Raw genomic sequence first — 14,124 nt, 5'->3', positions numbered from 1 at the left:
AGAAGCGCGGTGAATAAATTGAAGGTTGCGGTTATACCAAGCGTTATGGGGATTTTATGCTTAAGCGAAGACGGCAAGCTAATAGATAAGGAGATTTTTGATAGGGATCCTGTTAAAATAGCTGAAAAGCTATTTGCTCTTGAGCAGGGTAAACCCACACCTGAGATAAAAAGGTTAATTAGAAGGCTAAAGGATCAGAAATATACCGGTTTCTTGTTTGATCACCCAGAGCTAGCAAACGCGGTAAGGGAAGAATTTAAGGTTAATGCTGAACCAGCTGTTTTAGTTGAGTTGAGTGAGAAGATACGTGAGAACATGGGTGAACTGGGCGTTGAGGTTGGCTTCATTAGTAAGCCCTCTGAGATAACACGATGGATCCGCGATGTAACAATAGAGCTCTCAAAGCTTAGGATTAGGAAAGCCACTGAGAAGAGAGATCTACTCGTTGTTCAAGCCGTTCAAGCGCTTGACGACTTGGATCAGACGCTGAATCTTTTCATGAGCCGCTTGCGTGAATGGTATGGTATCCATTTCCCAGAGCTGAACCGCCTAGTGGAGAAACATGAAACATATGCGAAACTCGTCTACACCCTTGGGCGTAGGGACAACTTTACCGTTGAAAGGCTTGAAAAGGAGGGCTTTCCGGAGGGAAAAGCCATACAGATATCTGAATCAGCCAAGTCTTCTATGGGCGCCGACCTACAAGATATCGACATAGAGCAGATAAGGAAAATCTCTAAAAACATATTGCAGCTTTACGAAGCCAGAGCGAACCTAGAAAAATATATAGATGCGCTCATGGAAGATGTGGCGCCGAACCTCAGGGCCCTGGCAGGCTCCTCCCTAGGGGCTAGGCTGATAGCGCTCGCTGGCGGGCTGGAAAACCTTGCCAAAATGCCGGCGAGCACAGTGCAAGTTTTAGGCGCTGAGAAGGCGCTCTTCAGGGCTCTAAGAACTGGCGCTAAGCCGCCTAAACACGGCGTTATATTCCAGCACTCGCTGGTTTTCAGGGCTAAAAAGTGGCTTAGAGGTAAGATTGCGAGGGCTCTTGCCGGCAAGCTTTCCATAGCCGCTAGGACTGATGCCTTCACTGGAAACTACGTGGGCGATAAACTCAAAGAGGAGTTGTCACGGAGAATTAAAGAGATAGAGGAGAAGTATCCAAGCCCGCCGAAGGCTAAAGCGCCGAAGAAGAAGGCTAAACCTAAAGTAAAGAGGTGATGGTAAATAGATGAGTGTGAAGGTTGAGCCGTTGCCAAAGTTTGATGGAGTGTATAGAGTGACCCTTGAGGACGGATCACATAGGATAGCGTCAAAGAACCTTGCACCGGGCAAAGATGTTTATGGTGAACGCTTAATAAAATATGCGGACGCTGAGTATAGAGTGTGGGATCCGTATAGAAGCAAGATAGCTGCGGCCATACTCAAGGGCTTAAAAATGCTTCCAATTAGGGCGGGATACAAGGTTCTATATCTAGGCGCGGCTTCTGGGACAACTGCAAGCCATGTTTCAGATATAGTTGGCGAAGAAGGGCATGTCTTCTGCATAGAGTTTGCCCCCCGACCATTGAAGGAGCTCGTAGATAACGTCTGCAGATATAGACCTAACATGTCGCCTATTTTGGCTGACGCTAGGCTCCCAGAGAAATACGCCAATATGGTTGAGAAAGTTGACATGATATACTGTGATGTAGCTCAGCCGGAGCAGGCTCAGATATTGGCTGACAACGCTAAGATTTTTCTCAAGAAAGGCGGGTGGATAATGCTGGCTATAAAAGCGAGGAGCATAGATGTTACGAAGGAGCCTAGCGAAATCTATAAGAGAGAAATAGCTATACTGGAGAAGAACGGCTTCCAAATACACCAAGTCATACATCTAGAACCATATGATAAAGACCATGCGATGATACTAGCCCAATATCTGCCAGACAAGTAAATTGCGTTAATGAATCTTTAGAGAAGAAGCGAATCATTCTACTTTTTGAAGAGCCGCATATGCTCCCGCATAATACACCTATCCATTATCACAACGAAGCCGGCGTCTTTAGCCATACCTGCAGCGCGCTCGTTAATTATGCCAAGCTGAGTCCAGATGACATAAGGCTTACCATGAAACCTTCTTAATTGAATTGCCTGCTCAACAATTCCCGGAACCTCGCCCGGCGGCCTAAAAATGTTTACAATCTCAATCATTTTTTGTTTATCCGCGGGGATTTCAGGTAAACTGGCATAACATTTCTCGCCTAAAATTACGTCAGCATTGGGGTTTACAGGTATTATTTTGAAGCCGTGCTCCGCCAGATACCTTGCAACCCTATAACTATCCTTCTCTGGGTCTCTCGAAAGCCCAATTATGGCAATAGTCCTGTATTTTGACAGAATATCCTTAATTAGATCTTCATCTCCGCTCATTTTAATTTAATCCTCAGAAGAGAGCTCTGAGACAAAGATATATTTATTTAAAATCATTGGCGAGATACTTCGTTAAAGATTCTCATGCTTTCTTCGTGGGCTTCTGTAATTACTTTTATGGCATCGCTAATCTTACCTATTCTAAGCAGGGTTTCTCCAACCTCAATCTTTTCCTTGGCTTCGCTTATTAAGTCAGCTCTCCCTTTCCTCATTATCCCATTAACGGCTTCCTTGGCTAGAAGCAGGATTTCATCTATCACGCTGTATTTCATGTATGGTAAAGATTCATAGTAGGCAACTTTTTCAGCTAGGCTAGAGAACCGCTGAGGTTTCACTCCAACCATTCTCTTTCCTCTAACTTTGACCTCTATAAGAGCTGTATCTAAGTTATAGCGTGTTACCGGCAGCGGGTTTTGCGGGCGAAAACCCAGCATAATGAGCCATCTGCAAATCTCCTGTAATGCGAGCACGCATCCTTTACCTGTGCCACCAGCTACCGAGACCGCCATAGCTGGCTTTCCATTCCCCCCATAATATCTCATCCTATCCATGAAGTTTTTAGATAACCCATTTACCGAGAGAAAATAGACTGGAGCAACAAACGCCAGCGCATCACAATCATTGAGTAGCCTCCTTAGTTCAAGCGCATCATCCTCTATTACGCACTCCATCTCCTGCCAACATAATGGGCTAGTGCATGCTCTGCACGCGCTAACACTTTTTTCCGCCAGAAATACTATTTTGGATTCTCCACCAGCCGCCTTAATACCGTTTGCGATCTCATTAGATATCGTTGCGCAAAGCCCATTTTTATGGGGTGAACCAGACACGATTAATGCTCTCATATCCAAGCACCCATCAATGCATCGAGTGAAGTGAAAAGCAGATATTTAAATTTTCAGATTGCTTCCTCTCTACCTTCAAATAATTAATTGAACAGATAAATGCGGCTTTCCAACCATAGACGCTTTTACTTTCCGCCAGTCAGGAATATTTTTCGGATAATTCTAGATGCTGGAACGGCTATTATTAAGCCTATGGTCATCTGTCCAATGTTAACTGGGACCTCAGCTATTGCGATCGCCTCTATGCCGAATAGCGGGAATAGAAAATACATTTGATAGATGAAGTATCCTAGAACCATTATGGAGCCGCCGATGATGACGGATAGGATTGTCCAGCCGACCTCTGGATCTGTGATCAAGCCCGCTAGGATTATGGATATGGCTGTTATCAAACCAAGGGTCAGCCAGAATAATTCTGAAATATGGACTGGAATAATTATCTGTCCCACGGTCAATTCAACCTCCCCGCTATAGTAGGCTGAGCCGATAGCTGCTAAAAGCGCCCCCGCAACTATAGCTAGAATTGAAGTTAGCGCCCTCCATCTCGCCCTATTAAGTTTGGGGTTTCGTTTGTTCAAATATCCAACTATAAAGCCCTCCGATGCCTTAATTATCAACGTTGCCGGAGCATAATGCGGATAGCCCAATAAGACATCGGCGAGCATTGAGCCTACCCCGCCAGCAAACGCCCCAACAAAGGGCCCAAACAATATGGCTGACAGGAAAACCATAGATTCGCCTATATTAAAGAAACCCCTGGTAGCCGGAACATACACACTAAAGAACATCGTCGCGATGCATACCAAAGCAGTCGAGATCGCAGCGAACACAAGGTTTAAAACTGGTAATACTCTCTCTACCGGTTTAGATCTTTCTGCGGACATCGCTCAAACTCTCATATTTTAGTTAAATCTTAAATAGTATAGTTGTAACTATACTATTTAAAATTTTCGCGCCCCCATCGCCAAATTTGAAAGCGCTTTAGAATGCATAGAATCGGGCCATTCAAAAATACTTCTCTTTCATCTCCTTCAGAATTTTAACATATTCTTTAATTTCGCCCTTTTCAAGATTTCTATGCATGAGCGTGCACGTCAAAAGCTTGCTGCGCACCGGCATATTTTTCATAATTATTGATTGGGCGTATTCCGCCTGCAGCGCTGCTGAGTCGTGGTCGCCGACCTCTAGGCAGTCTTCAGCGCTTGATAATTCGCTTTCCGCCTTGTTGATAACTCCTTTAAGCCCCATGTTTTTCCCAAATTTACGCCTAATATTATTTAGCGTCTCCTTAACTTCTACAATTCTGGCTTCAACTTCGCCCCTTCCCATACCTTTTAATCCGCAGATTTCTCTGAAAACCCCATAGAAATCTGGAGACTTTCCACGCATATGCGGGATCAGCAGCCTAGGAGTATTTATTTCCGGAATATTCATCTTCATTAACAGTGCTCTCGCAAAGTTTATTGAGGCATCTAATAGCTTTAGCTCAGCGCCCTCAATACTGCCTCTATAAAGGTATCTTTCAGCGGCATTCGCTAGGCCGTGGGCTTTATTCAGGGCTTCACCCACATATTCATGCGGGATTTTCCGTCCACTCAGCATGGCGAATACTCGGCTTATTATATAGTCTTTCTCATAAAGAACCTTTCCTGTTCTCAGCACTTGTAGGCGAAACATATCAAAGAAAAGATTTCTCCTGCCGCCGGAAAACGGCGAGAAAAATATCTTTGCAGGCATATTATATATCTCGAATTTTAAGCCGTCATAAATCTTAAAATTCCTAGAGTAATCGCATTCATTAAATAATAGCATTATATCCACGTCGCTATTTTTACGCCACGTTCCTTTAGCAAGGCTACCAAAAACGACGGCTCCCAGAAAATTATATCCGTATCTTCTCAAGGATGAAGATATAAGCTCATTAACTTTTTCTAAAGCCTCTCTTGAAGAGGCTGTCATACAAGATTCATAGGATATTTGGTGAATAAATACTTTCTACCCTGCTAGATGTTAATAGTCTAGCAGAGAATATTTTGTGCGCATGCTTAAAGCATCTTAAACCGTCTTTTGTCGTCCTCGTTCTACAAGAGCACTTTTACTTCGTCTATGGCGGCGAGCACTTTTCTACCCCTCTGGGTTATTGTGAAATATTTCCTCCCATTCTTTACTTGGACGGATATTAAGCCTCTGCTTCTCAGATCGTTTAGATGCTGATATATGGCTGCTTTAGTCATGGTTTTACCCAGCTCCTTCCATATCTCATATCCATACGTTTTCTTTCTCGCTATTATACGCAGTATCTTCTCTTTCGTACTAAACTCCGTCTCCAGCAAAGCCATTTTACGTTTCTTCGATAAAGCCTGCAAAACATCTGTCGCCTTAAGTCCGCTCCCAGTTATTAAGCAGATAACGCTTTCATCTCTACTAATAATGGACTCTTGTATGAGCCTTTTGAGGGCGGCTATTGTCCCAGAGCTAGCCGGCTCAGCGAACAACCCCTCCATTTTAGCGATTTCTCGCTCAGCCTCGAGCATCTCTTGATCAGACACAGAGAGAGCAAGCCCGCCAGTCTCCTTTATGGCTTTTATAGCAAGTTTTTCCTTTGGCGGGTTAAGAACAAATATGCTTGTGGCTTTAGTCCATAAAGTGTCAAGCGCGGTCTCTTTTCCGAGGAAAGCGCTCACTATGGGTGGGCATCCGCTTGATTGAACCCCAATAAGCCTCGGTAAACCCTTTATCTTACCCAGATCATTAAGTTCCTTGAAGCCCTTCCACATGGAATATATGTTTCCTCCACTTCCCATAGGGACAATAAGAGCGTCTGGAACGCCCATCTGTTCAGCTATCTCAAAAGCTATAGTCTTCTGTGCTTCAATAACGAGCGGGTTTAACGCCGATGTAGCCTGATACCAGCCAGTCTCCTCAGCGATTCTCTCAGCTCTCTCCATCGACTCATCAACTGTTTCGCCGTACTCTTCAATGAGAGCGGCATATATTATCATTTGAGCCATCTTGCCCATATCTACATACTTTGGTATTATTACATGGCATAAAATACCGTACTTCGCACAGTACGCGGATAATGATGCGCCCATGTTGCCATTTGACGCGCATACAGCTACCGTGTAGCCCAGATCCAGCATGTTTGAGACCATTAACGCCGCAGCCCTATCCCTAAAGGAGCCCGTAGGGTTTCTCGTCTCATCCTTTAAGTATAATTTCGGCAGCCCAATATACTTCGCTAAACGCTCAGCTTTATACAGCGGCGTCCCACCTTCATGAAGTGTTGCGCAGTTCTTTACTTTTGGAAGTAGCGCCCTATATCTCCAGAATGAAAACTCCCCCACAAATTTTACTTCCCCTAACCTTTCGTAGTCAACCTGATATTCTAATGCGCCTCTTCCGCCGCATTTTGGACATCTGTCTCTTGGGAAATCCCCTTCCACTTTCTCTCCACACTCAACACATATGAGCATGTTTGCTGGCACCTAGTCTTCTTCACAAGATAATTTTTGAGAACCTTGAAATAACTTTTATAGGCTAAAAATGAATTGGTTAAGTTTAGCACTTATAGGAGAAACTGGGATGAACGATCATTATCGCCTGACTTGCATAAACTGCGGGGCCGAGTACGCTCCGAACAACGTTATTTATAGGTGTTCTAGATGCGGGGATCTCCTCTCCATTGAATATAGCAGCGATATAATGAGGCCTGAAATAGCCCTAGAGTGGAAGTCGAGAGATCTCTCAGTTTGGCGGTACGCTGAACTATTACCAATAAGCGATAAAAATAAAATAGTGAGCTTGGGTGAAGGTGGAACAAGCATAAACAAATGTGTTAGACTTAGTTGCGAGGTGAATCTGAGAAATGTGTATGTGAAGAATGAGGGCGAGAATCCAACCGGCTCATTTAAGGACAGAGGCATGACGGTTGGTGTAACAAAGGCTTTAGAGCTCGGCGTGAAGTATGTTGCGTGCGCTTCAACTGGCAACACCTCTGCCTCGCTTGCAGCGTACGCCGCTAGAGCCGGGTTGAAATGCATGGTGCTTATTCCATCCGGTAAAGTTGCGTTTGGGAAACTTGTCCAAGCAATAGCTCATGGCGCCAAGATCATTCAGGTAAAGGGTAACTTCGATGAGGCGTTAAAGATCATCGAGGGGATCTGCCTAACGCGTCCAATATACCTGCTAAACTCAATAAATCCATATAGGCTTGAGGGGCAGAAAACAATAGCCTTCGAGATATGGGATCAGCTCAACCATAATGTGCCGGATAAAATTATTGTTCCTGTCGGAAACGCTGGAAACATCAGCGCCATATGGAAGGGTTTTAAGGAACTGCAATCCGCTGGGCTGATAGAGAAGCTGCCCGAAATGATCGGCATACAGGCTGAGGGGGCCGCGCCCATAGCGGGTTTCCTTAAGGGGGAATTAAGCGAAATAAAGTTTGTTGAGAACCCTGAGACAGTTGCAACCGCCATAAGGATTGGCTCGCCGGTAAACTGGAAGAAAGCGGTTAAAGCCATCAAAGAATCTAATGGTTTGGCGGAGACAGTTTCGGATGAAGAAATATTAGATGCACAAATGCTCCTGGCTCGACGTGAAGGCATCTTCGTTGAGCCGGCCAGCGCCGCAGCTATAGCTGGGCTAATAAAGCTCGCGAGGACGAAGCTAATAGATAAAGATGAGGTGGTTGTCTGCATACTTACAGGGCATGGGTTGAAGGATCCAGAAATTATTTTGAAGATCCATTCAAAACCAGTTGAGATGGAGGCTGATGTAAACGCCATAGTGAAAATGCTTGAACTCTGAAACTTGATCTCACCCGTACTCATATTTTAGGCGCCTAGTGGGGCAAAAGATATGCTTGTAGGTAAGCTGTTAATCCAAGTATAAATGTTAATGTTAAGCTGTAGCCGATCAGTTTAAGCATAACGGTGCCTTCTTCTCCCCTTAATCCCGCTGCTGAGAGACCAATCGTTATGCTCTGTAGGGAGACTATTTTGCCTAAAACCCCTCCAGCGGCATTTAGGCTCGTAGTTAAATATGGCGAGAGACCGCACTTCATGGCCACTATCCTCTGAAGGTTTCCAAATAGGGCGTTAGAGCCCGTTTCTGATCCGCTCACAAAGGTTCCGATCCATCCTATGAAGCCGGAGAGAATGGGAAATAGCGGTCCCACGTATGAGAGCGAGTATCCCAGCGTTAAAGATAAGCCCGTATAATTCATGAGGAAAGCTAAGCCAAGTATTTCCGCTATAGTTAAAAATGTGTACTTCATCTTCTTCCAAGCGTTTATATATAACCTTAGCGTTTTGGACGGCTTTAAACTAAAAATGCATGCCACTATTAAAGCCGAGATTAACGCTAAGGTTCCATGCGCCAACGGCTGGATCTCATATATGGCACTATAGGTTGAGCCGTATAGGGGTATAAAGACTTTTTCATGTAAACCTGACATGTATATTTTCACCGCAAATGTTCTATGCAGCCCTTTAAAACCTGCCACTCCCATTAAAATTGAGACGATTATCCATGGAAGCCAGCCCTTAAAGCCTATAGATTTAACCTTTACCCCCAGCCTAACTCTGATATAAACTACTGTTGATAGCATGGAGGCTAATGGCGCCAATATGCCTGATAAATGAGGGTCTAAATAAGTCGACACAAGATATATTGACGCGCCTAATGTTGCACCCGCCACTATGCTAGCCTCATAAACCCTGCGCTTAGCTTTGCGCTCCGATGACATGTAAATTATGAGGGGCGCTATAATCATCGATATTAAGGTTAAGTGCAACGAGAGAGGTAGACATATCTCCTTAACATCTAATCCTGATGCCATGCTTAAAGTTTCCACTGGTACGCCTAGGCTCGCGAATGGCACCGTTACCGTGTTCGCTATAAGCGATATGCAGACAGCGTCAAGCGGTTTAAATCCGAGGCTTATAAGCAACGTAGAAGACATAGCTATGGGGAAACCGTATCCGTCCACCCCTTCTATAAGACCCCCGAAGAGAAAGGATACGAGGAGGGCATATAACCCTTTATCGCCCGGTAGGCTATCCTTTATCCAATCGGAAAGGCTCTTTATGCAGCCACATTCCTCAGAGACTTCATATAGGAAAATGGCGTTTAAAACTATCCATGATATTGGCCAAATGCCGAAAGATAGCCCAAAAATATAGCTTAAAAGAGCTATGTGGATGGGGGCCCTATACACTGTAAGCGAGATGATAAAGCATACGATTGAGGATATCAGAGATGCTTTCCATCCCGGCATCCTAAATAAGCATAAGAGCAGAATAAGTAGCAGAATAGGTACTAATGCTGATAGGAAAGATAGGAACAAGTTTCCCAAGGGATCTATCGGCTGAATCCATATATCCACGATAAATACTTTTAGCCGCAGTTACACAATATATTTTTATCTGTAATTTATTGCTTGAGATGGTCTCTTTATGAACGCTCGGGAGGTTCCAGTGCGGAGCGAGGTTTCAGCATTTAAGAGATCGCTGGAGGAGAAAGGGCGAAAAGTGAAAATTTACGTCTCTTCGATTTCAAGTAAGGATAACGCGGTTTTCTTCCTGATGAGGGAAGAATATGAACGAAAGTTAACCATAATTTATCCTTCGAAGAAGCCTCCCGTTTTTTGCGCCAATTTTCTTTCCGAGGAAGAAGGCGATCTTAATGAGTCTTTAAGCTATAAGATATGTCCATGTAACGCTCAAAACGCTGTGGAGATACGGAGGATCTTTCCATATACTAGACCCACCCCAATAGGTTTAACTCCAGCCATCGGAACTGGTGACCGTATCGGACTAGCTACGCCGGGCCATATACGCGCTGTACGCGCAATACGCAATCTTAGCATTGAGATATTTCCTGTTCTTGCTCAACAATCAGTACGTGAAATGAAGCGTACCCTCAGATCACCTCAAGATGTTATAGATGATGTTACTTGGGCGGTTTTTCAGGAAGGCTACCGTGATGGTTTTGCAGCTGACGCAGATCACCTGAAGACTGAGGAGGATGTCAAAGAGGCTTTTGCAGCGGGTTTTACTATGTATACTATAGATCCCTCGGAGTACGTCGATAACGGGGCAGACAGCTATTCTATCCAGATTCTAGAGGAGAAATTTAATCAGCTGCCATGGAGCAGTTTGAAGTGCTGTAAAGAAGAGATCTTGAAAAGATATTTAGGGAAAACCTTTGAGGTGAAAGATTCGAATGAGAGAATCCTTCTGAAACTCTCTTTCTCAAGAGAGAATCTCCTTAGGGCTGCGGTAAAATATTCTGCCGCCATAGCTCATACCCTAAAGCTAAAAGAGCTTTTAGACAGTTTATTCAGGGGCGAAAAGTATGATCTGGAGCTATCTGTCGATGAGACAGATACTCCAACCGATCCAATTGAACACCTTTTCATAGCATTGGAGTTAAAGAGATTGAAAATAAATTTACAGAGCCTAGCCCTTAGGTTCGTGGGCAGGTTTGAAAAGGCAGTTGACTATATAGGTGATCTAAAGGAATTTGAAAGAGCCTTTCAGGTCCACGCGTTAATAGCGAGGAACTTCGGACCCTATAAATTAAGTATTCATTCTGGGAGCGATAAATTCACTCTATATCCTATTATAGGTAGAATAGCTGGCGATATAGTTCATCTAAAAACCGCTGGAACCAGCTACTTGGAGTCGCTGCGCATAATAGCGAGACATGATCCGAATCTCTTTCGCGAAATCGTTAAATTCAGCATTAGGAGCTTTGAAAAAGATAAAGCATCATACTATATTAGCGCGGAGCCATCGCGAGCCCATCCGCCCGAAGGAGTCCCAGACGAAAAGCTCGAGGAAACATATCTCAATAACGGCGATATGAGACAAATACTTCATGTTACATTCGGCTCGGTACTGACGGCTAGAGGAGAAGACGGAAAATGGATCTTTAGAGATCGGATCAGAAAAATTTTGCTAGACAAAGAAGAAGAATACTATGAGGTTATTTCTAAACATATCAGAAAGCACGTTGAATTTTTAGCATGTCGAAGGCCAGCAAATAAAGCTTAATCGCTTGGTAGTAAGCAAGAATCGGCTCTTAAAATTGTAATCTAGGAACACTTATAGGAGAGAAAACGAGAGATTCATGGGCATGAGGAGTCGAGAAAATGTTAGCAAATAAATTCTCGTTTTCCCCCGCAGCGGGCGCCTACGTTAATGCTGCGAAATATGGCAGTTTATGGTTCAATCCTAGGGAGGTTGGCGCTTTATGGGATGACCCTAGAGATGTCTGCGCGATAATTATACGATTTGAGCGTACATTAACTGATTTGAATAAAGAGGATTTTAAGGTGCAGTATTGGCAGAGTAATTGGCCTAAGTTCAGGTTTGAGCAGGCGGGCGCTGGCTTCTCAGGATGGCTTCCCATAGATGATCTTTACAATGGGCAGTGGAAAGACGCAGAATTCGATTTAAGCGAAGAAGGAGACGCGTTGCTTTTTACATTTAAGCCTCTAACTAGGGAATTTCCGGAGTTTACTGATTATGACGTGAAGTATCGTAGGACACTGAAGGTTAGGGTTCTTTCCTCTAAGGATTTACATGGAATCAAGAGCTTCGAAGTTTATACTGATTCCACTTGGAAGCTGACGGAAGTCTCTGTCGAATGGGGATGCGGATCAGATGGGAAAAGGGTCTGGGACGGGTTCATTGAGGTCTTTAATGGAGAGTTAGAGAACTTAAGACCGCTTAACCCTAACAGTAAAGTAGAAATCCTGTCTAAGAATTCTTGGTCCTCAAAGATTGAGAATGATGAAACCGACGGGATTAGGGCGGAAATATGGTATACTTACAGCGGGAAACCGAAAAGTTTTGATGAAACCATAGTTACTGTTAGATCCGCTGCTTTCAGCTTTTCTTTCTCGATGAAGGATCTTGAGAGGGAAGGGGCTATCCTGATAAGAGATTATAATGTTTTAGTTTCAGAGTCCTCTGAAAACCTAAGTCTCAAAGCTTACAGTAGCATGTTAAGTGAGAAAAGATTAGCAACCGTATATGATATGATCGATAAAATGCCTGAACAAAGCCTTGAAAGGGCTTGGAAAGAGATGCCTGCTAAGAAAAAGAGCATACATTTTATTCTGGGATGTAAGGGTCGAAGGCAGAAGATTGGGGTCGATACGAGAGGCACAGTCTTCATACCGAAACTTTGGAATATAAGGGTGAAGGGAAAGTGCTCTGATAGGTTGTTGTGGGATGGGGATACCATCGCTTATAGGTTCGGTTTTCCAGATAGAGAACCAGAGGAAAGATGGTTAGAGGATGAATACCTGCCGATCGTACACGCCAAGTGGATTGAAGATGGCATAGTTTTTGAACAAGAAGCTTTCGCAACGCTGCTGTTAAAGAACCTGCTTGAGGATCTTAAAGGGGAGGAGATGATAGACGGTGATGATCCAGTCGTATGTTTGATGAAAATAACGCTTTTCTCCCAGAGGCTTTCTCCGAAAACCGTATGCCTTAAAATATCATCGTTGTGTAAGAATAATTGGCGTGATGCTGAAGGTATAGAGGAGCAACTTAAATACGAGAATGGATTTGTTTATGCGCTGTGTCAAAGTTATCCGACTAAAAGGCTCAGATATATTCTGGATGCATGTAGACGAGGGGAAGTTAAAGATTCAGACGGTTCCCTTGTTTACGTTTTGAATCTTAGTCCCGGCGAAAAACACACGGTGTACGTCAAGATCCCCTCAATAACCCCGCTTGAAAACCTTGAGATAAGTAGGCTTAAAAGTTTAGATTTCGAGGAAGAGAAGGAAAGGGTAATTCAGTATTGGAGGAGTTTACTCAGTCGAGGAACGCAGATTAATGTTCCGGAGAAATGGCTAAATAATTTTTACAAAGCCTTTCTGAGCCACGTGCATATAACTGACGATAAAGAGCCTGGATCACAGAGATACATGTGTAGAGTAAGCTCATTTAATTACGGTGTTTTCGCCAATGAAAGCGCGATGGTTATAAGCGAGCTTGATCGGAGGGGGCTTTATGATGAAGCGGAGCGCAGGTTAGATGTCTTTATACGTTATCAGGGAACAGCCGTTATGACTGGAAAATACTCTACAGCTAAAGGTGTATTCTTCGGCGCAGGAGGCTATGAATGTGGAGATTATGGTCAGCATCATGGTTGGGTTTTATGGGCTTTTGCGGAACATTATAAACATACGCGCAATGAAGAGTGGCTTAGAAGAGTCGCGTCAAATCTAGTTGAGGCATGTAACTGGATAATTGAGGAGAGAAAAGCAACCATGAAGACAATTAACGGTAAAAAGGTTATTGAATATGGTTTTCTGCCTCCCGGCTCCCTAGAGGATGTCAGAGAATTCTGGCATTGGATTGTGACGAACGCCCACGCTTACAGGGGGCTTAAATCTGTAGCAGAGGTCTTGAGCGAAATAAATCACCCTGAGGCTGAAAGATTAAGGAAGGAGGCTGAAGCATACAGGGAGGATTTGCTTGCAGGTATTATGGAAGCCATGGTTAGGAGCCCTGCAGTTAAGCTTAGGGATGGAACATGGGTGCCATATATTCCTTCGAGGGTTGACAGACGGGGGCGCGATATTGGATGGATACGTGAGACGCTGGAGGGCGCTATACACTTAATTTTATGCGGCTTAGTGGATCCATATTCGAGGATCGCTGAGTGGATACTGAAAGACTATGAGGACAATCGCTATATTTCCGAAGAATACGGATACGCTGTTCCAGATTTCGATAGGTATTGGTTTAGTAGAGGAGGCTTCTCCATGCAGCCGAATCTCTACGGCTTCCAGATACCGTACCTTTTGCGAGGGAAGAATAAACATTTCCTACGA

The 14,124-nt window shown here is 44.0% G+C and carries 11 protein-coding genes; 5 read left to right on the top strand and 6 right to left on the bottom strand.

Translation table 11 applies throughout. The features are described 5' to 3' along the window. Positions 1-18: 18 nt before the first annotated feature. Complete coding sequence (locus QXR61_07185; GenBank protein ID MEM3757729.1) at positions 19-1,221, top strand: C/D box methylation guide ribonucleoprotein complex aNOP56 subunit; 1,203 nt, start codon at positions 19-21, stop codon at positions 1,219-1,221. Between the two features lie 10 nt (positions 1,222-1,231). Continuing rightward, on the top strand, positions 1,232-1,936 hold the full coding sequence (locus QXR61_07180) for a fibrillarin-like rRNA/tRNA 2'-O-methyltransferase (protein ID MEM3757728.1): 705 nt from the start codon (positions 1,232-1,234) through the stop codon (positions 1,934-1,936). A gap of 38 nt (positions 1,937-1,974) precedes the next feature. Here the strand turns inward: QXR61_07180 and QXR61_07175 are convergent, their stop codons facing one another. From QXR61_07175 to thrC (QXR61_07155), 5 genes are all read right to left on the bottom strand, one after another. Beyond that, a complete protein-coding gene (locus QXR61_07175; protein MEM3757727.1) occupies positions 1,975-2,412 on the bottom strand; it encodes a CoA-binding protein in 438 nt (145 codons plus the stop codon). A gap of 53 nt (positions 2,413-2,465) precedes the next feature. Beyond that, positions 2,466-3,257, bottom strand: a complete 792-nt coding sequence (locus tag QXR61_07170) for a flavodoxin family protein (GenBank protein ID MEM3757726.1) — start codon at positions 3,255-3,257, stop codon at positions 2,466-2,468. A gap of 125 nt (positions 3,258-3,382) precedes the next feature. Continuing rightward, the gene (locus tag QXR61_07165) at positions 3,383-4,141 is read right to left on the bottom strand and encodes an ECF transporter S component (protein ID MEM3757725.1); all 759 of its coding nucleotides are present in this window, start codon (positions 4,139-4,141) and stop codon (positions 3,383-3,385) included. Between the two features lie 121 nt (positions 4,142-4,262). Continuing rightward, positions 4,263-5,216 (bottom strand): nucleotidyltransferase domain-containing protein, encoded by a 954-nt coding sequence (locus QXR61_07160; GenBank protein ID MEM3757724.1) that lies wholly within the window; start codon positions 5,214-5,216, stop codon positions 4,263-4,265. Between the two features lie 122 nt (positions 5,217-5,338). Then, complete coding sequence (thrC, locus tag QXR61_07155; GenBank protein MEM3757723.1) at positions 5,339-6,733, bottom strand: threonine synthase; 1,395 nt, start codon at positions 6,731-6,733, stop codon at positions 5,339-5,341. A 109-nt stretch (positions 6,734-6,842) separates the two neighbouring features. Between thrC (QXR61_07155) and thrC (QXR61_07150) the strand changes: the two genes are divergently transcribed. Beyond that, entirely contained in the window at positions 6,843-8,069 is a 1,227-nt protein-coding gene (gene thrC, locus QXR61_07150) for a threonine synthase (protein ID MEM3757722.1), read from the top strand. Between the two features lie 34 nt (positions 8,070-8,103). On the opposite strand, the gene QXR61_07145 is transcribed toward thrC (QXR61_07150), so the two are convergent. After that, on the bottom strand, positions 8,104-9,648 hold the full coding sequence (locus tag QXR61_07145) for an L-lactate permease (protein MEM3757721.1): 1,545 nt from the start codon (positions 9,646-9,648) through the stop codon (positions 8,104-8,106). 70 nt (positions 9,649-9,718) lie between these two features. Between QXR61_07145 and QXR61_07140 the strand changes: the two genes are divergently transcribed. Continuing rightward, positions 9,719-11,320 (top strand): tagaturonate epimerase family protein, encoded by a 1,602-nt coding sequence (locus QXR61_07140; protein MEM3757720.1) that lies wholly within the window; start codon positions 9,719-9,721, stop codon positions 11,318-11,320. A 98-nt stretch (positions 11,321-11,418) separates the two neighbouring features. Then, positions 11,419-14,124: hypothetical protein (locus tag QXR61_07135; protein MEM3757719.1), on the top strand; the 2,706-nt coding region annotated here is incomplete at its 3' end.

The sequence above is a fragment of the Candidatus Bathyarchaeia archaeon genome, from assembly GCA_038882715.1.
Taxonomy (GTDB): Archaea; Thermoproteota; Bathyarchaeia; order Bathyarchaeales; family DTEX01; genus DTEX01.
The sequence above is the reverse complement of the archived record's forward strand: the minus strand, read 5'-3'. Positions and strand labels throughout refer to the sequence as shown.